Source organism: Rhizobium sp. UFLA01-1127, assembly GCF_059803845.1.
The window spans coordinates 1-24,229 of record NZ_JAUQTZ010000012.1 but is presented as its reverse complement, the minus strand read 5'-3'; the positions used below and the strand labels follow the sequence as shown (position 1 = coordinate 24,229).

The window sequence follows — 24,229 nt, the reverse complement described above, 5'->3', positions numbered from 1 at the left end:
TGGGTATGGCGGCGGTCGGGCATCCGATTGTCGCCAGCCCGCTTACGTTGCCGTCACAGAGCCTCGACTGCCTCCAGCAACAATTGCCATCAGACCTGTATCCGCATGTTTGCGGGCAAATTCGTTCCGTTTGCGGCGGCAAAGCCCGGCGGCTTTCAGTCTTAAAATCATTCTAAACTAGAGTATTTGACACAAGTTTATTTTTCATACATGAGACAAATTACCAAGTTTTGACGGTGCCTCCCGCCGTCACAGGAGAGGAACATGAAACTGAAGATCAATTTCGGCGCCGCGCTTGCGGTGGCCATTACCGCGACGGCCGCATCCGGCCTGCCTGCTTTTGCCGCCACCCCGGAGCCGGCCGCCGTCCTCAAGCATTACACCGAACTGGCGCATGCCAAATATCAGGACGCGCTGACGGCGGCGCAGTCACTCGACAAGGCGATCGACGCTTTGCTCGCCGAGCCCAGCGACAAGACGCTGAAGGCGGCACGCGCGGCCTGGATCAAGGCTCGCGTTCCCTACGCGCAGACGGAAGTCTATCGCTTCGGCAATCCGATCGTCGACGACTGGGAAGGCCAGGTGAACTCCTGGCCGCTGGACGAAGGCCTGATCGACTATGTGGACGCCTCCTACGGCACGGAAAGCGACGAAAACGCACTCTATGTCGCGAACGTCATCGCCAACAAGACGATCAAGATCAACGGCAAGGATGTCGATGCCTCGCATCTGACGCCGGAATTCCTGTCGGGTACACTACACAAGGCCGGCGGTGTCGAAGCCAATGTCGCGACCGGCTATCATGCCGTCGAATTCCTGCTTTGGGGGCAGGACCTGCACGGCACCGGACCGGGTGCCGGCGAACGCGCGGCCACCGACTACGATCCGAAGAATTGCACGCATGGCAATTGCGACCGCCGCGCCGAATATCTGAAGTCCGCTTCGACACTGCTGGTCGCCAACCTGAAGGACATGGCGGACAAGTGGGCGCCGGAAGGCGAAGCCACCAAGCATGTCGAAGCCGATCCGAAGGCTGGCCTCACCGCCATCCTGACCGGCATGGGCTCGCTCTCCTATGGCGAAGTTGCCGGCGAACGCATGAAGCTCGGCCTGCTGCTGCACGATCCGGAAGAAGAGCAGGATTGCTTCTCCGACAATACCTATAACGAGCATAACGGCGACGCCATCGGCATCGCGTCTGCCTATAACGGCAACTACACCCGCATCGACGGCACCAGGATGAAGGGTCCGTCGCTGCATGATCTGGTCAAGGCCAAGGACCCGGCGCTCGACAAGGAGATGGAAGGCAAGCTCGACACCACGCTCGATGCCATGAAGGCGCTGGTGCATCGCGGCGAGACGGTCGAGAAATACGACCAGATGATTGCCGAGGGCAACAAGGAAGGCAATGCCACCATCCAGAAGGCCATCGACGGCCTGCTCGACCAGACGAAGAGCATCCAGCGCGTGATCGCCGCTCTCGATCTCGGCGCGATCAAGCTCGAAGGTTCGGACAGTCTGGACAACCCGAACTCCGTCTTCAAGAAGAAATAATGAGGGAAGGTGGCAGTGCGTAAAGGCGCTGCCACCCCGCTACCCATGACAGGTTTACCGGCCAATCGCGCCCTTTTGCCCGCTATCGCCGCGGTTTTTTTGATTTTTTCGATCACGTTGGCCGCCGCCGACATCCTCTCTTTTCCAAGCAGCCGCACGGATCTTTCTCCCGAGGAACTGAAGCGCGTCCACGATGTTGTCAGCCTAACCGGCAATTTTCTCAAGGCCGAACCCTATGAGGCGATGCAGGGCGGCGCCCTGACCGCGATCGACAAGGTCAATCGCGATATCTTCTCCAAGCCTTCCGCCAGTCTGAACCAGGAACAGGGCCAGGATTTTCATCTGGGCAATGCCCTCTTCCGCAAGCTTTGGGTCTCGGCGCCCTCTTCCACGCAGGCTTCCGATGGCCTCGGGCCGCTGTTCAACGCGCGCTCCTGCCAAAGCTGCCATGTCCGCGACGGGCGCGGCCATCCGCCTGAGGAAGCAGGAGCTGCCGCGACCTCGATGGTGTTGCGCCTGGCAAGGACCGCCGCAACGCCGGAGGAAGAGCACGCCGTCAGGGATTTTCACGCGCTGAATTTCCCGGATTCGACCTATGGAGCTCAGCTGCAGGATCTTGCCGTTCCCGGTCTTGCCGCCGAAGGGAAGATAACCCTCAGCTATAGCGAGGAGACGGTGACGCTTGCCGGCGGGGAGACCGTGATCTTGCGTAAACCGCAATACGGGGTCAGCGATCTCGCCTACGGGCCGATGGACGCCAGCATCACGCTTTCAGCGCGCATCGCGCCGCCGATGATCGGCCTTGGCCTGATCGAAGCCATTCCGGATGCCGATATTCTGGCCAATGCCGACCCGGACGATAAGAAGGGCATCGGCATACGCGGCCGTCCCGCCATCATTCGCGATCATCGCACCGGCCAGCTCACACTCGGACGTTTCGGCTGGAAAGCGCAGAATGCAACCGTGCGCGACCAGGTGGCCGACGCCTTCTCGATCGACATCGGCATTTCGACGCCGGACCGTCCCAATCCCCATGGCGACTGCACCCCTAAGGAAACGCGTTGCCTGAGCATGCCGACCGGCGTGCAGAAGCGCCTTGGCGATACGGAAGCGCCGGACCCGGTGCTCCCTCTCGTCACCTTTTATTCCGAAAATCTCGCCGTACCGGCCCGACGCGGGACAGGCTCCTCCGATGTGCTGCATGGCAAGGAGATGTTCTACCGCTCCGGCTGTGTGGCCTGCCATACGCCGAAATTCGTGACGCGAGACGGTATCAAGGGCAGCGACGGCAAGGATTCGCCGCAGGCCTTCCAACTCATTTGGCCCTATTCCGATTTCCTGCTGCATGACATGGGTGAAGGCTTGTCGGACGGGCAGCAGGTGGGCGTGGCATCCGGCCGCGATTGGCGCACGCCGCCGCTCTGGGGTATAGGCCTGACACAGACCGTCAGCGGCCAGCAAGCCTATCTGCATGACGGCCGCGGCCGCACGCTGACAGAAGCCATTCTCTGGCATGGAGGAGAGGCCGAAAAAGCCCGCAATGCATTCGCCGATCTTTCGAAGGAAGACCGGCAAGCCCTCATCAACTTTCTGGAGTCCCTCTGATGCGCCACTGGAAACACCCGGAGCATTTCCGCTCTAAACGGAGTCACGCAAATGCTCCCTCCCATTGTTTTCATGCAATTCCGGACGCAAAACCGCTGCGCACTTTTGCTGGAATTGCTCTTGCCGCCAGCCTGCTGCTTACCGTCGTGGCCCTGCCTGCTCATGCCGAGGATGCGACGACCACTGGCGCCGGCCTGAACGAGGCCGCCGCGCCAGCCGTGCTGCAGAAGGCGGTGGATGACGTAATCCGCCCCGGCTACCGTGCCATGCATGACTCCGCCTCGAAACTGACTGTCGCCATGAAGACGCTTTGCGCCGACCCCGCGGATGCAACGCTTTCCGGCGCCAAATCAGCCTTCGGCGATACGGTGAAAAGCTGGTCGCGCATCGAGATCGTCGATACCGGCCCGATCATCGAAAAGAACCGCTTCGAGCACATCCTCTTCTATCCCGACCGCAAGGGCGTCGGCCTCAAGCAGGTGCAGGCGCTGATCGCCAAGGCGGACGAGCAGGACACGACGGTCGAGGCCGTCGCCGGCAAGAGCGTGGCGCTGATGAGCATGACGGCGCTGGAATATGTGCTCTTCGGCAGCGGTTCGGACGTTCTGGGCAAGGAGAAGCAGAGTTTCCGTTGCCGCTATGGTGCGGCCGTTGCCGGCAATATCGAAAACACCGCCAGGGAAATCGCCGAGGAATGGGATGCTCCCGGCGGGGTGCAGACATCCTGGAAGTTTCCGGGCAAATCCAGCGATGATTTCATGGACAACAAGGAGGCCGTGACGGCACTGCTCGGAATCCTGGTGCATGGGGCGGCCAATGTCCGCGACCGGCGGCTGGAGACCTTTTACAAGGGCGATCAGGCAACGGCACGGCCAAAGATGGCGATCTACTGGCGCTCGGCCAATACCTGGACCTCGTTATCAGGCAATATCGAAGGCCTGAAGGCACTCTGGGAAAAAGCCGACATGGCAAGCCTGCTGCCATCGGACAAGCACGCGGTCGCCACGAAGATCGATAGCCTTCTGAACGAGCTTGCAACGACGGCGCCATCAATCAATCCGGATATCGAGGCGGCCATCGGCAACGATGCGGAGCGCACCAAGATCGACAAGCTGCTCTCCGTCAGCCGCGACCTCGCCACCAGCTTCAGCGACGCGTACGGCGGCGCCATCGGCCTCTCGGCCGGCTTCTCCTTCGCAGACGGAGACTGAGCGTGATACGCAGCGGCCTCATCGATCGGAGAGCCTTCGTCAAAGCTGCGGGGCTGACCTTCCTCGCGACGCTGAAGCCCGGTGCCTTGATGGCGCTGGAGCGGGCCGATGCTGTCTACGCCTCGGGCATCCGGAGAGCAGACGGTTCGTTTGCCGTCGCCACGGTGACGGAACAGGGGCGCATCGTCGATCAGGTCGCCCTGCCCGCCCGCGCGCATGGCATGGCCTTTTCGAAGGCGACCGGCAAGACCGTCGCCTTTGCGCGCCGCCCCGGCACCTATGCGATGATCTTCGACCCCTGGAACAAGGCCGAGCCCATCGTCATTTCCGCCGAGGAGGGCCGGCATTTCTACGGGCATGGCACGTTTTCGCCCGATGGCAGGCTGCTTTATGCCAGCGAGAACGATTTCGACAACAACCGCGGCATCATCGGGCTTTATGACAGCGGCAACCGCTTCGCCCGCATCGGCGAATACGAGACCTATGGCGTCGGCCCGCACGATATGACGGTTTCGGATGATGGCCGGTATCTGATCGTCGCCAATGGCGGCATCGAGACCCATCCGGATTTCGGCCGCACCAAGCTCAACCTCGACCACATGGAACCGTCGCTGACGCTGATCGACGCCGCCAGCGGCCGGCTGATCGAGAAACACACGCTGCCGGCGCAATATGCCCACGTCTCGACGCGCCATGTCGATATCGATGCCAGCGGCCGGGTCTGGTTCGCCTGCCAGTATGAGGGCCACCGCAACGACTTGCCGCCGCTCGTCGGCCACTTCGCGCCGGGCGAGGACCTGCGTTTCGTCACCCTGCCCGACGATACGACGCGGGCGCTCGGCAATTACGTCGGCGCGATTGCCGTCAATCGCGCCGAAAACCTCGTCGGCGTGACATCGCCGGTCGAGGGGACCTCGGTGACGCTGGATGCCAGGACCGGCAAGGTGCTGAAGGTGGAAAGCGTCGCCGATGCAGCCGGGATCGCACCGGCCCAGCATGGCTTTGCCGTTTCCTCCTATGACGGTGATTTCCTCGGCTCGCATAGCGATGTCGCCTGGGACCAGCATATCGTCAGGATCAAGCGGCCAGCCTAGACAGATCGCCATCGATGCCTCAAGGAGACTCAGTGGCGGCGTTCAAAAGGTTTTCTTTCGCGATAGATGTCCCTTGTCCAAACGGCCTCTCCGTGCCAATTTCGCACCCGCGAAAGGGGACTGCATGACAGGGGTAGACGAGACGGGGACCAACGGCGATTTTCGGAGCCGTATCCGAACGAGCTTCGCGCGGCAGGCAGCGATGGCGACGATCGGCGCGGAGCTGACGCGTGTCGAGCACGGTACGGTCGAGATAGAACTGCCCTTCGATATCAAGCTGACGCAGCAACATGGCATTCTGCACGCCGGCATCATTGCCGCCGCGCTGGATTCGGCCTGCGGCTTTGCCGCCTACAGCGTCATCGATCCCTCTGCATCGATCCTTACGATCGAATTCAAGGTCAACCTGATGTCGCCGGGGCGCGGCGAGCGCTTCCTGTTTCGTGGCGATGTTACCAAGCCCGGCACGACGATCATCGTCGCCGACGGCCGCGGCTACGCCATCGGCGACGGGCCGGCCAAACTGATTGCCTCGATGACGGGAACGATGATGGTCATCCGGGGCAGAGAGGGAATTAGCGGATGAAATTCGAATTGAAGCGGGTGTCGGGCAAATCGATCCTGTTCGTGATGGCGGCCGAAGCCGAGTACGGACCCTTCCTGCGCTCGCGCATCGATCCGCTGATGACGGGCGTCGGCCCTGTCGAAGCGGCGATCACGCTCACCCGCGCCATCGGCCAGCTGGAGGCCCAAGGCGATCTTCCAGATCTCGTGGTTTCGCTCGGCTCGGCCGGCTCCGCCAAGCTGGAGCAGACGGAAGTCTACCAGGTGACCTCGGTATCCTACCGCGACATGGATGCCTCGCCGCTCGGCTTCGAGAGGGGCCGCACGCCCTTCCTCGATCTGCCGGCAACGATCGAATTGCCGCTGCGCATCCCCACCATTGCCGAGGGCAGCCTTTCGACGGGCGCCAACATCATCTCCGGCTTGGAAGCTTATGAACGCATCGGCACCGACATGGTCGATATGGAAACTTTCGCCGTGCTGCGCGCCTGCCAGACCTACAGCCTGCCGCTGATCGGCCTGCGCGGAATTTCCGACGGGAAGGTCGAACTTCAGCACATCTCCGACTGGACCGAATATCTGCATGTGATCGACCGCAAGCTCTCCTATGCCGTCGACGGACTGTTTACGGCACTGGAAGACGGGGTATTCTGGTTCTGAGAGGCCGGAGGCCAAGCATAAGTAAGGACAATCGGGACAATAAAATCACCGCGTGCGTGATTTGCCCGATTGCCAGGGAAAGCGCTTTTCATTAAAGGCTCGCCATGACCCAGACAGCACATCCAGACACCGTTCTCATCGTCGATTTTGGCAGCCAGGTGACGCAGCTCATCGCGCGGCGTGTGCGCGAAGCAGGCGTCTACTGCGAAATCGTTCCCTTTCAATCCGCCGAAGCCGGCTTCAAGCGGCTGCAGCCGAAGGCCGTGATCCTGTCCGGCAGCCCGGCCTCGACCGTTGACGAAGGCTCGCCGCGAGCGCCGCAGATCATCTTCGACAGCGGCATCCCGGTCTTCGGCATCTGCTACGGCCAGCAGACCATGTGCATGCAGCTCGGCGGCAAGGTCGAGAGCGGCCATCATCGCGAATTCGGCCGTGCCTTCCTGGAAGTCGACAAGGATTGTGCTCTCTTCGAAGGGCTGTGGTCGAACGGCTCGCGCCATCAGGTCTGGATGAGCCATGGCGATCGCGTGACGGCGCTGCCGGAAGGTTTCGAAGTGGTCGCCACCTCCTCGAACGCGCCTTACGCCTTCATCGCCGACGAGAAGCGCAGATATTACGGCGTGCAGTTCCACCCGGAAGTCGTGCATACGCCCGACGGCGCCAAGCTGATCGGCAACTTCATTCATAACATCGCCGGCATCAAGGGCGACTGGTCGATGTCGGCCTACCGCGCCAAGGCGGTTCAGGCGATCCGCGATCAGGTCGGCGACAAGCGCGTCATCTGCGCTCTGTCCGGCGGCGTCGATTCCTCCGTTGCCGCGCTGCTGATCCACGAGGCCGTCGGCGACCAGCTGACCTGCATCCTCGTCGACCATGGCCTGATGCGCAAGGACGAGGCGGCCAATGTCGTCGCCATGTTCCGCGAGCACTACAATCTGCATCTCCTGCATGTCGATGCTTCCGACCGCTTCATCGGCGAACTCGAGGGGGTTTCCGACCCCGAGACCAAGCGCAAGATCATCGGCCGGCTCTTCATCGAGACTTTCGAGGAAGAAGCCAAGAAGCTCGGCGGCGCCGATTTCCTCGGCCAGGGCACGCTCTATCCCGATGTCATCGAGAGCGTTTCCTTCACCGGCGGGCCTTCGGTCACCATCAAGTCGCATCACAATGTCGGCGGACTGCCGGAGCGCATGAAGATGCAGCTCGTCGAGCCGCTACGCGAACTCTTCAAGGACGAAGTGCGGGTGCTCGGCAAGGAGCTCGGCCTGCCCGACAGCTTCATCGGCCGCCACCCCTTCCCCGGCCCCGGCCTCGCGATCCGCTGCCCCGGCGGCATCACCCGCGAGAAGCTGGAAATCCTGCGCGAAGCCGACGCCATCTATCTCGACGAAATCCGCAAGGCAGGCCTCTACGACGCGATCTGGCAGGCCTTCGCCGTGCTGCTTCCGGTTCAGACCGTCGGCGTCATGGGCGACGGCCGCACCTACGAATTCGTCTGTGCGCTACGCGCCGTCACCTCCGTCGACGGCATGACCGCGGATTTCTATCACTACGACATGGAATTCCTGGGCCGCGCCGCCACCCGCATCATCAACGAAGTCCGCGGCATCAACCGCGTGGTCTACGATGTCACCTCGAAGCCGCCCGGCACGATCGAGTGGGAATGATTTTTGCCCCTCCTAGCGTATCCGAAAATACGCCGGAACACGACATAACGCACTGAAATATATAAATAAACATCTCGGCATCTTTCGTCGTCTATCGCCGGGTTAGCCTCCGGAATGACGGTATGGCTGACGGTATGGTGCATCTTGCCTCAGCCGAAAATCGCATATACCGTCAGAGGCAAGAGAGCTTATGACGGTATATTTTTTGGCATAATATGCTGAAAAATAACGAAAAAATTAGATCAGGAAGTCAATTTTTGGTCTGACGGTATAATTGGGCGCTCTCCAGCATTTTTTGACCGATTTGGAGGACGCAGATGCTAACTGACGCAGCCATTAAAGCGCTGAAACCAAAAGACAAATTATACAAGATCGTGGATCGTGACGGTATGTACGTCGTAGTTCAGCCCTCGGGCGCGGTCGTTTTCCGTTTGGACTATCGGCTAAACGGCCGCCGTGAGACGTTGACGCTCGGCCGCTATGGCCCCGCTGGCCTGTCCCTGGCGCGGGCGCGTGAAAAGCTGATCGATGCAAGGCGGGCCATCTCGGAAGGCCGCTCGCCGGCCCAAGAGAAGCAGCGCGAAAAACGTCGCATTCAGGAGGCAAAGAGCTTTGGCGAGTTCGGCGAGCGATGGCTCCAGGAGGCACGGATGGCCGATAGTACGCGGGCCATGCGTCGATCGGTCTTTGAGCGCGACATCCTTCCGGCGTTTCGCAGTCGGTTGTTGCCGGAAATCTTGCCGGAGGATTTGCGAGGGCTGTGCGCGAAGGTGAAGGAGCGTGGGGCGCCGGCAACGGCGGTCCATGTCAGGGACATCGTGAAACTGGTCTTCGACTTCGCCATCCTGCACGGAGAGAAGGTCGCTAATCCGGCCGAAGACGTTGGCCCGGCTTCGATCGCCCACTTCGTTCCGAGGGATCGGTCGCTATCTCCCTCGGAGATCCGCATCATGCTCGGGCAACTCGAGCATGTGGCGACGCTGCCGACGATCCGGCTCGGGATGAAGCTGTTCCTGCTGACGATGGTACGGAAGAGCGAATTGCAGGATGCTGTCTGGGATGAGGTCGATTTCGAGAACGCCGTCTGGTCGATCCCGAAGGAGCGGATGAAGCGCTCGAGGGCGCACAATGTCTATCTGTCGCAGCAGATGCTCGACATCTTCATCGCCCTCAAGACCTGCGCCGGAAATTCGAAGTACGTCCTTCCGTCGCGCTATGACGCCGACGCCCCCATGTCGCGCGCGACCTTCAATCGGATCACGACGGCAGTGGTCGAAAGGGCCAAGAAAGAAGGGCTGCCGCTAGAGTCGTTTACGGTCCACGATCTCCGCCGGACGGGCTCAACCCTGCTGAACGAGTTGGGCTTCAACAGCGACTGGATCGAGAAATGCCTGGCGCACGAGGATGGGCGATCGTCGCGGGGCATCTACAACAAGGCTGAATACGAGCATCAACGCCGGCACATGATGCAGGAATGGTCCAACCTGGTGGACGCCTGGGTTGCCGGCCAGAAATACACGCCGACCCTTTACCCGCCGACAATGGAACTGCTTACGCCCGAGCCAGATGTTTGACGGGGCGGATTTTGCGGAGTTGGACGTCGGGCATGGGGGCGCGCTTCACAGCCTTGGCGCGTGAGGCGTGGCGCCGTTCTTCCAGCCAGGCTTGGACTTCGGAAAGATCCCAGACCACGCAGCGTGACGTGAGGTAGAAGCGCTGAGGAAATTCGCCGCGCTGTTCCATGTCATAGATCGTCGTGTCGGCAAGCGGGACCATTTCACGGAGTTGATGCCGCCGGATCGTCCGCTTAACGACAGTTTCGACTTGGTGCTTCATCTGAGAATCCTTCATCCATCTGCCTTGAGGGATAGAAGGCGATAGATGATGTGGAATGGAAGCTAGAATCGGTGGGTGTAGAAGTGCGTCGTGTTCTAGCGTGCAAATCGGACGGGGCGTGGTCGCACCTGCACCGGCGGCTGACTGATGTGTGGGCATGAGGCGCGCTGTGGCGGCTATGCGCTGCCAATGACCCTTAGTTTCATCGCACGGGTCTCCAGCAGATAGGTCTCGACCCCGGCCAGCAGATGCAGGCCTTCCTCGGTGATCGCCGACCGAGATAGGCCTGGCTGAACGATGCGGACGTCATATTCGTAGCGATAGTCCTGCCAGCTCGCTTTCAACCTTTTGAGGAATGCGGCATTCCCATGCTCGAAGCGAGAGCTTTGCCCCTTGTCGAGGCGCAGCTTCTCACGCCTAAGCATATGCGTGAACATGCGGCTGGGTCGATCGCGCCAGCGGGCGGATTTCTGGGCTTGCCCGCAAACTTCGTAGAGATCTTTCACGCGGGCACCGGGTGTGTCGGCGCTCGAAAACTTGCAATGATGGAGCGTGACCTGGATAAGGCCTTCGGTGACGCGGAGCGTCACCACATCGGCGATCTCTCCGGCTCCATCGTCGTCGAAAATCAGATCGTATGCGTCTCCATCTCCATCGGCGAGCAAGGTCTCGATGACGCGCCGCTGGACGGAATCTGTGAGTTTTCCTAATCCTTGCGATTCTGTTCGGATATCGGTCCCGGACCAGCTCCACGCTTCAATTCGATCTGAAGGATAAGGCTCGACCTGAACACCGTCGGGCAGCGCATAGAGGTGGCTGTAGATCAGGAGAGAGCCGTCCCCGAAATCAATCTGCGGGGAGTCTTCGCCAAAAGACTCCGACAGCGTCTTAACCTTGCCGCCGACCTTGATCGTCGCCTTCGGCCCTGATCGTTGCGGATAACGGGCGCCGCCTTCCGCGAACACGATTTCGAACTCGGCGATCTGCGTGTCGCTGCGCACTGCGAAGCGCAGCGGCCCGGTGGCTTCGTGGCCGACGAGTTCGATGTCGCATTCCACGAACGGTGCGGGGAGGTCGTCGAAGCTGATCTCAATCCGGTCTTCGATCTGTGTCAGCAGGGATTCCGGCCAGTGGATCGCGACGGGTGGAACGCTCGGCCGCTCGTTGATCTGGCGGGGGCGCATGGCGCTTTTGAAGACGCCATCGGTGGTGATGCCTGGATCGTTGACGGCCGTGCCGATGTCGCTGCACCACTCGACCCAGTCTGTGAGGTCTCGAACCGGGGAGATTGACCAGAACTTTCCTTTGGCCGAGCAACCGCGCGAGGTCGGCACGCCATCAAGGAAACCGGTCGCAAAGACGTTGTTCTTGATACGGGATTGCGATTTCGCGGTGTCCAACCCGTCGGCGACGTCCACGCCCATATACATCGAATAGCGCACGCCACGGCCCTGATGGTGCGTGAGCCCGAGGTTCCGCAGTATGAGGCGATTGAAACCATGAAGGCTGCGAAAAACTTCCTCACCTTCGACGCGTCGTGTCGTGTCACCGCAGACAGCCTTGGCCAGACGGTCATAGGGGCCTTTGGCCGAGCTGCTGATATAGAGGAGCTTCTTGTCGGGATCCCAGTGCATCATATGCAGGTCCCAGACGACGTTGATGGCGTGCTGAGCGGTCGTCCAGCCCGCCTGCTCCTCCGAGCGGGTGACGAAGATGGCCACCCGCTGATGCGGGTTGATCTTCATGCCAAGATAGACGCCGGGATTATACAGGTCTTCGGCACGCAGCGGCTCCCAGGCGTCGCAAGACGTGCGATAGACCACGGCATTCATCTTCGGCTCGAGCGTCTGCAAGGGAATGTCGCTGAGATCGCCGACAAAGCCCTTGAACATCTCGGCGCGCCGAATCTGCCGGTCGATTTTGGCTGTGCTGAGAGCCTCGACCAGGGCGTTCCAGTCGGCGTCCTCGGCATACAGTTTGGCGAGCGACCGATCGATGTCGTCCACGCCGGTGTTGGCGATGACCGTCGCGTCGCCCAAGCGTGGATCCTGCCGGGTGAAGCGGCCAACGAACTGGATAGTGACGGCGATGCTTTTGTGCGGATCATGCAGGCCCGCGATCTTCAGTTCCGGGAGATCGAAGCCTTCCCCCAGCATATCGACGCACACGATGATCCGGCTCTCGAAACGCCGCAGCGCGGCAAGGTTCGCGCGGCGCTCGCGGATCGACTGCTGGCTATGAACGATGACCGGGCGGAACTCGGGGAACATCGCGCTATAGATCTGGTGGAGATCCTTGGCGCGCTCGATCGTCTGGCAACGCGCCATGGCGAGATGATTGAGGCCGGTCTCTAGGTCGGCCTGGAGCACTTCGCCGAGCTTCTCGGCGATCGCAAGGTCTGCATCGGGCTGATCGAGCCCGAACACAGCCTCGAACCGGATAGGCTTGAAATAGCCCTCGGCCTGCGCCTTCTTGAGCGGGTAGGTATAGATGAACTCGCCATCGACACGCCTGCCGTCCTCACGGAAGGGGGTGGCGGTGAACTGGACGATCGGAAGCGGCGGGTCCCGGTCGATGAAGAGGCCGCGGAACCGCGACCAGGTCGGCGCGCCGATATGGTGCGCCTCATCAATGAACAAAGCCGATGCACGGGCCGCCATTCGTTCCTGAACCGGGGCTTCCGCTCGGCCAGCGATCTGCATCGTGGTGACGACCACATTGGCGCTGTCGAAGATTTCATCGACTTCGGCTTGACTGGTCGGAATATGGGAGAGCCGCATGACCAAAGGGAAGGCTGCGGTCTCATTGAGGCATGTCTGCTGTTTCAGGACGCCGAACGTCTCGAATTTGCCCGCGATCTGCTCGCGTAACGCGTCGGTAGGCACCACCACCAGCAGGCGTTCGAACCGCTGATTGGCATTGAGCGCCAGCATTGTCTCGGTCTTGCCCGTACCCGTTGGCATGACGATGGTGGCGGGATCCGTCGATCGCGTCGCATGGGCAAGCGCGGCATGAAGCGCGCCGATCTGTGGACGCCGCAAGCCAGGCTGCGCTGGCTGACCGTCCGCCGCAGCTCGTCCTTCGCGCAAATGAATCGCATCGATCCAGGAAGCGGAGACAGCCTTCAGGCGCTCGGTGCGCGCGGAACGATCCAGCGTGTCGATGCTGGTCGGTAGTTTATTCATCCACCGGTATTCACCCAGTTCGAGCGCTTCGGCGATCTGTTCCGGCCCCGTTGCGCCGGGCACAAGGAGAATGAGATCGGCTTCCAATGGCGTAGCCGTCTTCGCACTGATGATCTTCAGAATCTCGCCAGATTCCAAGGTCGTCTCGTAACCATTGACGCGGCGGATGGCAAAGGGGTGCAGCCGGCAACGAGCACGCCGCGCTGGAACCGCCAACTGGCGCACAGGGCTTCCCAACACCTTGCCGTCAATGGCAAGCCGAGCCGGCAGCAGAAATTCGACCTCGGGGTTGAAGAGGTCGTCCTGGTTGGAGCCGGTGGGTCGCTTGCGGAAGGCCATCGTGTCTCTCTCCCTCAAGCCGCCACAGTCTGCGGCGAGGGCGAGACGGCAATCACCGTTCCTCGCGTCATCAGAACGATGAGTCCGCGCTCGGCGCCAGTCATATCGAGATAGGCGCGGACCTGAGCCCGATAGTGGTCGAGTGTCTGAGCGTCGGGGTTCACGTCGCTCTTCCAGTCGATGACCACGACCGGCCGGCCATCGCCGCCAACTGTCAGCGCGTCGGCGATCCCGGCCGTTGCGGTTTCCACGCCGTCGGTCACCTGCGCGGCATAGACGGGAAATTCGGCCAGAAGACCCGGCCGCAGGGCCGCGATGTCAGGCAGAGCCAGGGTCCGGGCGACACAGGCCGCTACTTCCTCAGCAGACAGCCCCTTTGCCGGGTCGGCGACCGGAGATCGGCCGAGGGCGCGGATGAGGTCCGTGGCCCGTTCGGCCAAGGCTACCTCAGCATCCATGGTTTCGCCGGTCAGCACCTCTTCCATGAGCTTATGCAGGATCAGGCCGCGTTCGCGACCGCCCTGAACCGAGGTAGATGTCTCCAATTCGGGGGGCTGGTCGTCGGCCGATTCCGTCCAAATAGCGGCTTCTTCCTCCTGTAGGACCGCCCCGGCGCCGTTCTCATCCCGGCTGGGCGCAAGCCAGATCAATCGCGTCTGCGCGGCGGCGATAGTTTCGGCTTCGGCTGCGAAGCTCGCGCGCGTCTGAGCGTTGCTTGCTCCTGCGCCTATCGCCGTGATGCCGGCAGGCAGGTGAGAGACATCAAGGCCGGGCAGCTCTGCGAGCGACAGATCGACGAGGCCGATCCAGGCAGATTTCGAGGGCGTCGCGTCGAGCCGGGGCAGAACGAGAAGTTCGCGGGCGCGGGTGGCCGCGACATACCAGAGCCGAATGCGTTCGCGGTCCAGCTCCTCCTTTTCCGCCTGCCGCGCGACCTCGTAACCCTCGGGCGGAACGCCCAGGACCGGGCAATAGAAGGTCTCAGTCTGGCGGTCGAGGACGGCGCTTTCCGGCGCCATGACGCCGGTCATGGTGTTGACCGGAATGACGATCGGCCATTCCAGCCCCTTGGCCGCGTGCATGGTGAAAAGCGCGACCGCTTCCTCCTGCGCGTCGGGCCGGCCCTCGACGGCGCGGGCCTCGTCGGACCATGCCGCCGTCATGGCCTCGGCAAACGCGCGCAGGCCGCGCACGGCGTAGCCGGTCGACAGGCTGAGATAGAGATCGACATTGGCAAGCGCGCGCTCGGCCTGACCGCGATGGCGCTCGAGGAGAAGCGGGCGGACGCGCATCACGTCCGCGGCCTGCGAAAGCAGTTCGTGCGGGGTCGTGCTGTTGCCGCGCCGGGAGAGCGATTGTAGCCGCTCGATGACCTCGCGTGCGAGCGAGTGAGTGATGACGGCAGGGTCGATGCCGAGATCCAGGCGCGGAATCCGATCGGGCTGTTCCTCCGAGCGGGGAAGCCCCCAGATGATGTCCAGCAGGTCTTCCTCGGTGAGGCCGACCAGAGGCCCGCGCAGCAGCGCGCCAAGCGCGAGCGTGTCGCGGCGATCGGCCAGGACACGGGTCAGCGCGATCAGGTCCTGGATTTCCTGGCGGCGGAACAGCCCCTTGCCGGCTTGGGTTGCCACGGGGATGCCGCGCCGCTCCAGGGCTTCCTCATAGCGCCACAGCTCCGCGCCGGTCGGCGCCAGCAAGGCGATGTCGCCCGGCTGGCAGGTGCGCTCCACGCCACTGCGACGGTCGATGATGGGGTGGCTTTCGATCAGCCGGGCGCACAGCTCGGCGATGGCGTCGGCTTCGGCATCGCGCTGCTGTTCGGCGCTGGCCTTGCCGTTTTCGTCGGCTACAGCGATGTCGAGGGCCGCTACGCAAACGCCGCTCCGGTCGTTATGGAACGGGTCGAGTGCGGTGAAGCCCGGCTGTCCATCGGCCGAGAGCACGGCCTCGAAGCGCTTGTTGACGAAGGTAAGGATCGAGGCGCAGGAGCGGAAATTGGTGGAGATCGACAGAAGGCTGTCGGCGTCCTGGGCGCGGAAGGCGTCGCGCGCCTGGACATAGGCGCCGACATCGGCGCCCCGGAAGCGATAGATCGCCTGCTTGGGGTCGCCCACCAGGAAGAGCGCACCTGGCCGAATTTGGAACCGGGTCCAGTCGTCATCGCCATCGACCGGCTCGCCGCACAGACGCCAGAAGATTTCGGTTTGCAGGGGATCGGTGTCCTGGAACTCATCGACCAGGACATGGGCGAAACGCTGCCCCAGCGCCCGGCGCACGGCATCGTGGTCACGCAGCAAGTCACGCGCGGCGAAAATCAGATCGTCGAAATCGAGCTGGGCGCTGGCGCGCTTGTGGTCGCGATAGCGTTGCAGGATCGGACGCGCTTCGTCGATCAGCGCCGCCAGGGTTTGGCCAGCGGCGGCCTGCACCAACGCGACCCAGGCGTCGCAGCAGGCGGTGTAGTGGGTCTCGGCGGCGTCGTTCAGCCGGTCGCCGTCGACCTTTGAGAGACCCGCCTGTTTGGCCGCGGCGGCCCATTTGCCCTTCTTGCGGTAGGAGGCGAAGGCACCGGCCTTGGTGCAAAGGTCCGGGTGCGGCCGCGAGGTCAGGAGCCGAACGAGGCCCGCGGGCGCCGCGGGATCGGGACCGTTCGCCACGGCGGTTGCCATTTCGGCCAGCCGCTCGACGATCGTCACCGTTTCCGGCTCGACCGCCGCCGTGCCATCCATGAAGCTCGCGAAATCCGCCGTGGCCTGTCGGAACGCTGTCAGATGGCCGCCAAGCGGAGAAACGGGCGGGGCCGTTAGCGTAGGGCGGCGGCGCAGATTCTCGGCGATCTTATGGATGGACGCCACGGTTTCGCCGGGGCTGTGCAGCACCATCTCGGCCAGGATGCCGCCCTGACCGCCGGACAGGCGTTCGCGCAGCCAGCCATCGACAATTTCGAGGAAGGTGAGGTCGGCCTGGTTGCGATCCATGACGCCGGCGCCCGGATCGATGTCGGCCTCCGCCGGATAGGGCTTGATCAGGCGCTGGCAGAAGCCGTGGATAGTCGAGCAGGTGATTTCGTCGATCGCGGCGCTGGCGGCGGCAAGATTATCGCGATGGGCCTGGGACAGCCCATCGGGCAGCGCCACGCGCAGCTCGGTCCCGATCGTGCCAGCTGAGAGATCGGCGACGAACTCGCGGACACGCGACAACAGCTCGCTCGCGGCGAGTTCGGTGAAGGTGACGGCGGCGATGGAATGTGGCGCGACGCCTTCGGCCAGCATGGCGGTGATGCGGCCGGCCATGACGGCGGTCTTGCCCGAACCAGCGCCAGCTTCGACCAGGATCGAGCGATCATGGAGGCTAATCGCATCGCGGCGCGCGCCGTCGTCCTTCAGCACCTTGGACACGCTGCTCATCATTCCGCCTCCCAGATTTGAGCGACTTCGCCCAACCGCTCCGTCGCGGCCGGCATTTTGCGTTTGCAATAGGTGGCGCCGGCGTTGGCCGGCAGGGCGAAGGCGAGGTCGTCATAGTCGCCACCGGTGTCCGGGCCAGGCAGGGCCGCGCCGCCAGCGAGGCTTATCCCTGCAGCACGGAGATAGCCCGTGATCTCCGAGAGCACGGCCTCGGGATCGTCGAGCTGGAGATCGATCGGCTCGCGCGGGTAGAGCAGCGAGGCGCTGATGGCGACGTCGTCGCCGAGGAGCGCCTTCACCGCGAAGGCATAGAGGCAGCGCTGAAGCTCTCGTCCACCATTCAGCCGGATGTCGCCTCGTGGGGGGCGGCCGGTCTTGTAGTCGCGGACGAGCGCGCGCCGGCCATCGCCGGAGATATCGAGCCGGTCGATATAGCCGGCGATATTGAAGCCGGTATCTGGAATCGTGACCGGTGTGGTCGCATCCCACGGCGTCTCCGCATCGGACTTCGGCTCCAAACCGCCGAACGGCACCTCGCCGTAGGCGCGCGCACCTGGCAGGACATCGTCGCCATAGGACAAGGCGCGGCCTGCCAACATGCGGGCATCGTCGAGGGTGCGCCCCCAGATGACGGCCGGCGGGACCGGACGCTCGCTTTCCCAATCGGCGGCGACCGCTCCGGCGGCCCTTGCTACCGCTGCATCAATGGTCTCCGTGTCGGCGGAAGACAGTCCGCTGTCGGCTTCGAGATCGCGCAAAGCGCGGTCGAGAACCATGTGGACAAGATCGCCAATACCGAGCGCGTCGAGCACCAACGGTTCGGCGCTGCTCTGTGGCTCGCGCCATCCGAAGGCATAGACCCACACGAAGCTGAGCGGATTGCGCAGCAGGCGGCGAAGCGAACTGGCCGATTGGGTACGGCCGAGGATGGCGAGAACGAGCGGATGGTCCGCCCGGACGAGCCCGTCATGGGCCGTGATCTCCGCTCGCCGCCAGTCGAGCCAGCAGCCTTGCGCGCCGACGGCTTGCGAATCGGCGCCGAATTCCTGGGGCCGGGCCATGAGGCGGTCGGTCTCGCTGAAGGCATGCGCCGGCGTCGCGTTGCGGCGGAGGTAGGTTTCATCGCCATGGCCGGCGAGCAAAGGGCTGCGCCCCAAGAGACGGCCATCGCTGTCGCGCCGTGCGCGTGAGAGAACAATGTTGTCGGCCGTCGTGGCGAGGATCGTCTCGAAGTCGCGGCGGTCGGCGAGATTCACCGGGAGCGGATCGAGTACCGGGGTCGGGATGATGTGGTCGGGGATCAGCCGGTCCTCGGCAATCCCGCGCGGCCAGCGCGAGGAATTGAGCCCCAGGAGCCGCACGAAGCGGCGAGGCGACGCCGCGAGCGCGCTGGCTGGCATCCAGGCGACGCAGACGCACGCCTCCAGTCCGTCGTCCTGCTTCAGGGACTCCAATGTGGCGTCAATCGACGCGGCGGGGCCGGCGAGCAGGGCTTTGCGCCAGATTGCACGCGCCCGGCCCTTGAGGAAGGCTTCGCCGATCTCGGTCGCAGCGTCCGGTCCTCTCGCAAGCAGCTCGACCGCCGCGCGCAGCGCCGAAGTGTGGTCCGCGCCGTCGGGCCAGTCCTCCGGCTTCAGCCTGATCAGCAGGCGGTTCCAGGCACTGGCCGTGGAGAGAGGCGCGTCAGTCGGCAAGACGCGCAGCCAGCCTTCAGGCAGAGTTTCGAAAGGACCTGTGTCCCGGCACAGCGCCGCGACGCGGCGCAACCGCGACTGAGACGGGCCGCGAACGACGATGTCGGCCAGCGCCGCGGCCGCCTGGCCCTCGCGGGTGGCGACCGTGCGAACGCCGTGAACGAAGTGCAGATCGATATTGGCGTCGGCGCGCAGGGCCAGGAAATGATCGTCGTAGTCTGCGGGCGACGCGGTCGCGATGGCAATCTGTGCAGGAGACACGCCGGAGACGAGCAGGCTCCGTGCCCAACGCATCGCCTCAATGGCCTCGTGATAGGCCGTCGCCGCACTCACGGCGCTGATCTCCGGCATTTGCGCCGGTGAGCGCGCGATAGTGACGCCCGTGTCGTTCAGCCATGCGGGAACACTCCTCGGGCCGGCCGTCCACTGCACTGGAGTAAGGGCGGTGAGGGCCTGGAGCAGCGGCCTCCAGCAGGGCGAGAGTTCGGTGAGGCCCGTGATTTCCATCGGTCCGATGACCGTCGGCGCATGACCGATACGCGCGGTCGCGGCATCGACGATGTCGACCGGGCGCATCATGCCAGACGGAAGCAGGTCGAGGACGGCGGCTTCCAAGCGCGCGATGGCGCCGAGACGCGGATGATCGCCCGCTTGAGCGGCGAGGTTTATGCCTGCGCGCCAAGCCTTGTGCAGCGTGTCGGCAGCCGCGTCGATCATGCCAGGAAGAGCTTTGATGCTCTCCAGTTCGCCCATCGGCGTCACCGGAAGGGCCGCCTGAATGGCCGCGCGCAGGCTCTCGTCGTCGATCGGCCTAGCGAAGCCGCCGGCCAACCTGACGGCCGCCTGTTCAAAAGACATGACCTGGAGGCCGTGACGATTGTCACGGCCCGCCGCCAGTCGGCTTTCCCGCATGGCGAGGCGGCCATGGACGACTAGGGTGGATCGACTCGTAATCGTCACGACCTCTCTCCTTCCGGGAGCTGCCTATTGCCGGGGCGGTGAGTCGCCGGAAGCAACCGCCGTCCGCCGATTTGGCTTTTCGAGCGGCGCCCCTGCATGACTTGCCCCCACTTCGCGTCCCATCACCCGTTGACGAACGCCTGTAATGGGAATAATAATTACACGGACCATAGCGACGTGTCCATATAGTTTTTATTCCCACTTGCGCGAGGCGGAAACAATGGCAGAGGCCGCAACGGCGTTGAAATGGGGGGTGGGGCGCCGGCTTGAATTTATTGAGTTCCGGTTGTTCTGGGAGGGCTCCATCAACCGCGCCGACCTCGTGGAAGTCTTTGGTGTGTCGGTTCCCCAAGCGTCGAAGGATCTGACGCTCTATCAGGAGCGGGCGCCGGGAAACATGGAATACGACACGCGCGGCAAGCGCTATGTCGCCGCCGATAAGTTCGTGCTGCGCTTTCTCGACCCAGACCCCTATGTCTATCTCGCGCAGCTTCGCTCGGTGGCCGAAGGCGCTGTGCCGTCACATGATTCCTGGATTGCGGCACTTCCCAGCGCCGACGTTGCGCTGACCCCCAGGCGGGATATCGACATTGAGGTTTTGCGCAAGATCCTCGACGCCAGCCGTGAAGGAGTCTCGGTCGAGGTCTTCTATCAGTCGATGAATAAGGTGCGACCGGACCCTATTTGGCGCCGGATCACGCCCCACGCATTCGGCTATGATGGTTTCCGCTGGCACGCCCGGGCCTATTGCCACCTTGAGCACAAGTTCAAGGATTTCCTGCTGCCGCGTATTCTGGATGTTGGCGCGAAGGGTGAGCCGGGGGAAACCGGTGAACGGGACTGGCTTTGGAACAATTATTTTGACGTCATCATAGGCCCGCATCCCGCCCTCACGGCGAGTCAGAAGAAGGTTGTCGCCAAGGACTATGGGCTCGATCACGGTAATGGCGTGCTCACAGTTCGTTACGCAATGCTGTTCTATGTTTTGAAGCGTCTTGGTTTGCTTGGTGACGCCGCAAAACACAGCGCCCATACGCAGCATATCGTGACAATAAACCGCAAAGAAACTGAGGCTGCGCTTGAGAAGGCGGAGCTTCAGCTATGATGAATGGGGGCGCTGACTAATGGCGGCAAGACTTGAGGAGGTGAAGAACGGCGCATCTGTGCGGGGCGTTTCCTCGGCGCAGGCTGTGCATGTCGTTTCGGTCGACTGGATCGGCGATCAGGCGATCAGCGTCGTTTACCGCGATCACAACGGCGCAGTGGCCGAGGCTGTTCTTTATCGTGACGACGAACATCGCCTTGAGGTCGAGCAGAGCGGTCGGCCTTGGTCGTTCGACGCCGATGGCGCGCTGCTGCGTCTAGTGACGGAAGCCAACCGCATCAAGCTGGCACATTATTTCGACCCGTATCTGGCGATCCATACGAGCCTGGTCGATCCGCTACCGCACCAGATTTCGGCGGTCTACGGCGAAATGCTGCCGCGGCAGCCGCTTCGCTTCCTCCTCGCAGACGATCCCGGCGCCGGCAAAACAATCATGGCCGGACTGTTGATGAAGGAGCTGATTGCCCGCAGCGATCTCGAGCGTTGTCTCGTCGTCGCACCGGGTAGCCTGGTCGAACAATGGCAGGACGAACTCGGCCAGAAATTCAATCTCGAATTCGACATTCTCTCACGCGACATGATTGAGAACTCGCGTTCGGGCAACCCATTCAGCGACCGGGATCGGTTGATCGTCCGTCTCGACGTGCTTGCGCGCAACGAGGAGCTTCAAGAGAAGCTCATGAGCGCGCGCGAATGGGACCTGATCATCTGCGACGAAGCGCATCGCATGTCGGCCACCTATTTCGGCGGCGAAGTCAAATACACGCGACGCTATCAGGTTGGTCAAAAGCTCGGCCAGGTCTGCCGGCACCTGCTGCTGATGTCGGCGACGCCGCACAACGGCAAGGAGGAGGATTTCCAGCTCTTCATGGCCCTGCTCGACGGCGATCGGTTCGAGGGCCGGTTCCGAGATGGCGTCCACTATGCCGACACCGAAGATATGATGCGGCGGCTGACGAAGGAGGAATTGCTGAAGTTTGACGGCCGGCCGCTCTTCCCCGAGCGGCGGGCGCGCACCGTCAAATATCAGCTCTCGGAAGGGGAGGCTGCGCTCTACACCGCAGTCACTGAGTATGTGCGCACTGAGATGAACCGCGTGCAGCGGTTCGCGGAGGGTGACGGCAAGAAGCGCAACAATGTCGGCTTCGCCTTGCAGATTCTCCAGCGGCGCCTCGCGTCTTCGCCGGCCGCCATCTACCAGTCCCTCAAGCGTCGTCGCGAGCGATTGGAGAACGAGCTTGGCGAGGCGCGCCTTGCCGCCAAAGGGCGCCGTGCCGGCATGGGTGAACCGGCGGTCAACGCCGATATGCTGCGCAACATCGAGGAATATGGTCAGGAGGAGATCGACGAACTTGAGGATCTGATCTCGACAGGCGCGACGACGGCTGAAACGGTCGAGCAGCTCGCCCTCGAGGTGGAGACGCTGAAGGGCCTGGAATCCATGGCGCTAGGCGTGCTGCGCTCCGGCGTGGATACGAAGTGGAGCCAGCTTAATCGTATCCTCGACGACGATCTCATGGTCGATGCCGCCGGCAATCGCCGCAAGCTGATCATCTTCACCGAGCCCAAGGACACGCTCCACTACCTGCTCGACAAGGTGCGGGCGCGGCTCGGCAATCCCGAGGCCGTGGAAGTGATCCACGGCGGCGTGTCACGCGAAGAACGGCGCAAGGTCGTCGAGCGCTTCATGCAGGACAAAGACATGCTTGTCCTGATCGCTAACGACGCGGCTGGCGAAGGCGTTAACCTTCAGCGTGGTCATCTCATGGTCAACTACGACCTGCCGTGGAATCCGAACAAGATCGAGCAGCGGTTCGGCCGCATCCACCGCATCGGCCAGACGGAGGTTTGCCACCTCTGGAATCTTGTCGCGGCCGATACGCGCGAGGGCGAGGTTTATGCGCGGCTGCTCGAAAAGTTGGAAGCGGCGCGCGAGGCACTGGGCGGCCGCGTCTATGATGTACTTGGCGAATTGTTCGACGGTGTGGCGCTCAAGGATCTGCTGTTCGAGGCGATCCAGTATGGCGAGAAGGAAGAGGTCAAGGCGCGTCTGTTTCAACAGGTCGATGGTGCCGTCGACCAGGCTAACTTGCTCGAACTGCTGCGCCGCCGGGCGTTGACCAACGACACCATGCCGGAGGCGAGGGTCGAGGAACTGCGCCTTGAAATGGAGCGTGCCGAGGCGCTGCGCCTTCAGCCGCATCACATCCAGAGCTTCTTCGTCGAGGCATTCCAGCATCTGGGTGGCCGGATCAAGCGCCGCGAGGAAGGGCGATGGGAGATCGCCCATGTGCCGGTGCGTATCCGCGAACGAGATCGCCAGACCGGAACCGGCGCGCCGCTCCAGACGCAATATGAGCGGATCTGCTTCGAGAAGGACAAGATCAATCAGCAGCCGGTCGCGGCTTTCGTCGTCCCCGGCCATCCGCTGCTCGAAGCTGTGATCAGCCTGATCCGCGAGCAGTATGAGCAGATTATGCGGCAGGGCGCGATCCTGGTGGACGATACCGACGCTGGCGACGCGCTGTCGGCGATCTTCCTGCTGGAGCACATCGTCCAGGACGGCCGCGTCACCAGCGTGGGCAAGCCGCATGTGATTTCGCAGCGGCTCCAATTCGCCGCCATCGACAAGGCAGGGAACACTGTCAACGCGGGCATCGCACCGCATTTGAATCTGCGCCCCGCCAAGGCGGAGGAGGTCGCCAGCGTGCGCGATCTTCTGGATGAGAGTTGGCTGACTACCGATCTGGAGAAGGCCGCGATCCGGTTTGCGACGGTCGAATTGGCCCAGGGTCATGTCGCTGAGGTCAAGGCGCGGCGCCTGCCCGAGATCGAAAAGGTCGAGCAGGAAGTTCGCGCGCGCCTCAAGAAGGAGATCAATTACTGGGACTCGCGCGCCTTCGAGCTGAAGGAAGAGGAGCGGGCCGGCAAGAAGACGCGGGTGAACTGGCAGAATGCCCAGCGCCGGGCCGAAGACCTTGCGGAACGGCAGAAGCGCCGCATGGACCAGCTTGAGCGGGAGCGGTTCATCTCATCGCAGTCGCCGCGCGTGCGGGGCGGCATGGTCGTCATCCCGCGGGGGCTGCTGGAAGCACGTCAGGCGCCAAGCATTCGGAACCATTTCGCGGAAGATCCCGCTGCGCGCCGAGAGATCGAGCTTGCGGCGATGGAAGCCGTCATGGCGGCAGAGCGGGCGTTGGGCAACGAGCCGGCCGACGTCTCTGCTCAGAAGATCGGCTACGACATCGCCTCGCATGACCCGAAGTCAGGACACCTGCGCTTCATCGAGGTCAAGGGGCGCATCGATGGCGCCGACAGCGTGATGGTCACGCGGCAGGAGGTCATCAC

14 protein-coding genes are annotated in these 24,229 nt (G+C 62.8%); 10 read left to right on the top strand and 4 right to left on the bottom strand.

Features of this window, described 5'->3' with window-relative positions; all coding sequences use genetic code 11:
* Positions 1-264 precede the first annotated feature (264 nt).
* The 8 genes from Q4Q11_RS04785 (at position 265) to Q4Q11_RS04750 (ending at position 9,929) form a co-directional block, all read left to right on the top strand.
* Entirely contained in the window at positions 265-1,554 is a 1,290-nt protein-coding gene (locus tag Q4Q11_RS04785; RefSeq protein ID WP_498568805.1) for an imelysin family protein, read from the top strand.
* 45 nt (positions 1,555-1,599) lie between these two features.
* Entirely contained in the window at positions 1,600-3,159 is a 1,560-nt protein-coding gene (locus tag Q4Q11_RS04780) for a di-heme oxidoreductase family protein (RefSeq protein ID WP_498568828.1), read from the top strand.
* Positions 3,159-4,370 (top strand): imelysin family protein, encoded by a 1,212-nt coding sequence (locus tag Q4Q11_RS04775; RefSeq protein ID WP_498568804.1) that lies wholly within the window; start codon positions 3,159-3,161, stop codon positions 4,368-4,370. The genes Q4Q11_RS04780 and Q4Q11_RS04775 overlap by 1 nt, the downstream gene beginning before the upstream one ends.
* Positions 4,371-4,372: 2 nt before the next feature.
* The gene (locus tag Q4Q11_RS04770; RefSeq protein WP_498568803.1) at positions 4,373-5,464 is read left to right on the top strand and encodes a DUF1513 domain-containing protein; all 1,092 of its coding nucleotides are present in this window, start codon (positions 4,373-4,375) and stop codon (positions 5,462-5,464) included.
* 124 nt (positions 5,465-5,588) lie between these two features.
* Entirely contained in the window at positions 5,589-6,050 is a 462-nt protein-coding gene (locus tag Q4Q11_RS04765; protein ID WP_498568802.1) for a PaaI family thioesterase, read from the top strand.
* Entirely contained in the window at positions 6,047-6,688 is a 642-nt protein-coding gene (locus Q4Q11_RS04760; RefSeq protein WP_112508308.1) for a 5'-methylthioadenosine/S-adenosylhomocysteine nucleosidase, read from the top strand. The genes Q4Q11_RS04765 and Q4Q11_RS04760 overlap by 4 nt, the downstream gene beginning before the upstream one ends.
* 104 nt (positions 6,689-6,792) lie before the next feature.
* Positions 6,793-8,355: a glutamine-hydrolyzing GMP synthase gene (gene guaA, locus Q4Q11_RS04755; protein ID WP_113215230.1), complete on the top strand. Its 1,563-nt coding sequence runs from the start codon at positions 6,793-6,795 to the stop codon at positions 8,353-8,355.
* A 317-nt stretch (positions 8,356-8,672) separates the two neighbouring features.
* A complete protein-coding gene (locus Q4Q11_RS04750) occupies positions 8,673-9,929 on the top strand; it encodes a tyrosine-type recombinase/integrase (RefSeq protein ID WP_498568801.1) in 1,257 nt (418 codons plus the stop codon).
* Here Q4Q11_RS04750 and Q4Q11_RS04745 read toward each other — a convergent pair.
* From Q4Q11_RS04745 to Q4Q11_RS04730, 4 genes are all read right to left on the bottom strand, one after another.
* Positions 9,907-10,191 (bottom strand): helix-turn-helix transcriptional regulator, encoded by a 285-nt coding sequence (locus Q4Q11_RS04745; RefSeq protein WP_498568800.1) that lies wholly within the window; start codon positions 10,189-10,191, stop codon positions 9,907-9,909. The genes Q4Q11_RS04750 and Q4Q11_RS04745 overlap by 23 nt on opposite strands.
* Positions 10,192-10,367: 176 nt before the next feature.
* Entirely contained in the window at positions 10,368-13,715 is a 3,348-nt protein-coding gene (locus Q4Q11_RS04740; protein WP_498568799.1) for a DEAD/DEAH box helicase, read from the bottom strand.
* Between the two features lie 14 nt (positions 13,716-13,729).
* Complete coding sequence (locus Q4Q11_RS04735; RefSeq protein ID WP_498568798.1) at positions 13,730-17,122, bottom strand: UvrD-helicase domain-containing protein; 3,393 nt, start codon at positions 17,120-17,122, stop codon at positions 13,730-13,732.
* Positions 17,122-19,776, bottom strand: a complete 2,655-nt coding sequence (locus Q4Q11_RS04730; RefSeq protein ID WP_498568797.1) for a PD-(D/E)XK nuclease family protein — start codon at positions 19,774-19,776, stop codon at positions 17,122-17,124. The genes Q4Q11_RS04735 and Q4Q11_RS04730 overlap by 1 nt, the downstream gene beginning before the upstream one ends.
* Before the next feature lie 220 nt (positions 19,777-19,996).
* Between Q4Q11_RS04730 and Q4Q11_RS04725 the strand changes: the two genes are divergently transcribed.
* Both Q4Q11_RS04725 and Q4Q11_RS04720 read left to right on the top strand, forming a co-directional pair.
* On the top strand, positions 19,997-20,881 hold the full coding sequence (locus tag Q4Q11_RS04725) for a WYL domain-containing protein (RefSeq protein ID WP_498568796.1): 885 nt from the start codon (positions 19,997-19,999) through the stop codon (positions 20,879-20,881).
* Between the two features lie 19 nt (positions 20,882-20,900).
* The coding region (locus Q4Q11_RS04720) for a DUF8742 domain-containing protein (protein ID WP_498568795.1) at positions 20,901-24,229 on the top strand (3,329 nt) is incomplete at its 3' end.

Bases quoted from the DNA above. Each gene is read 5' to 3' on its own strand.
- Q4Q11_RS04750 (WP_498568801.1), top strand. From the start codon at position 8,673: ATGCTAACTGACGCAGCCATTAAAGCGCTGAAACCAAAAGACAAATTA.
- Q4Q11_RS04740 (WP_498568799.1), bottom strand. From the start codon at position 13,715: ATGGCCTTCCGCAAGCGACCCACCGGCTCCAACCAGGACGACCTCTTC.
- Q4Q11_RS04765 (WP_498568802.1), top strand. From the start codon at position 5,589: ATGACAGGGGTAGACGAGACGGGGACCAACGGCGATTTTCGGAGCCGT.
- Q4Q11_RS04745 (WP_498568800.1), bottom strand. From the start codon at position 10,191: ATGAAGCACCAAGTCGAAACTGTCGTTAAGCGGACGATCCGGCGGCAT.
- Q4Q11_RS04775 (WP_498568804.1), top strand. From the start codon at position 3,159: ATGCGCCACTGGAAACACCCGGAGCATTTCCGCTCTAAACGGAGTCAC.
- Q4Q11_RS04735 (WP_498568798.1), bottom strand. From the start codon at position 17,122: ATGAGCAGCGTGTCCAAGGTGCTGAAGGACGACGGCGCGCGCCGCGAT.
- Q4Q11_RS04760 (WP_112508308.1), top strand. From the start codon at position 6,047: ATGAAATTCGAATTGAAGCGGGTGTCGGGCAAATCGATCCTGTTCGTG.
- Q4Q11_RS04785 (WP_498568805.1), top strand. From the start codon at position 265: ATGAAACTGAAGATCAATTTCGGCGCCGCGCTTGCGGTGGCCATTACC.
- Q4Q11_RS04725 (WP_498568796.1), top strand. From the start codon at position 19,997: ATGGCAGAGGCCGCAACGGCGTTGAAATGGGGGGTGGGGCGCCGGCTT.
- guaA (WP_113215230.1), top strand. From the start codon at position 6,793: ATGACCCAGACAGCACATCCAGACACCGTTCTCATCGTCGATTTTGGC.
- Q4Q11_RS04780 (WP_498568828.1), top strand. From the start codon at position 1,600: ATGACAGGTTTACCGGCCAATCGCGCCCTTTTGCCCGCTATCGCCGCG.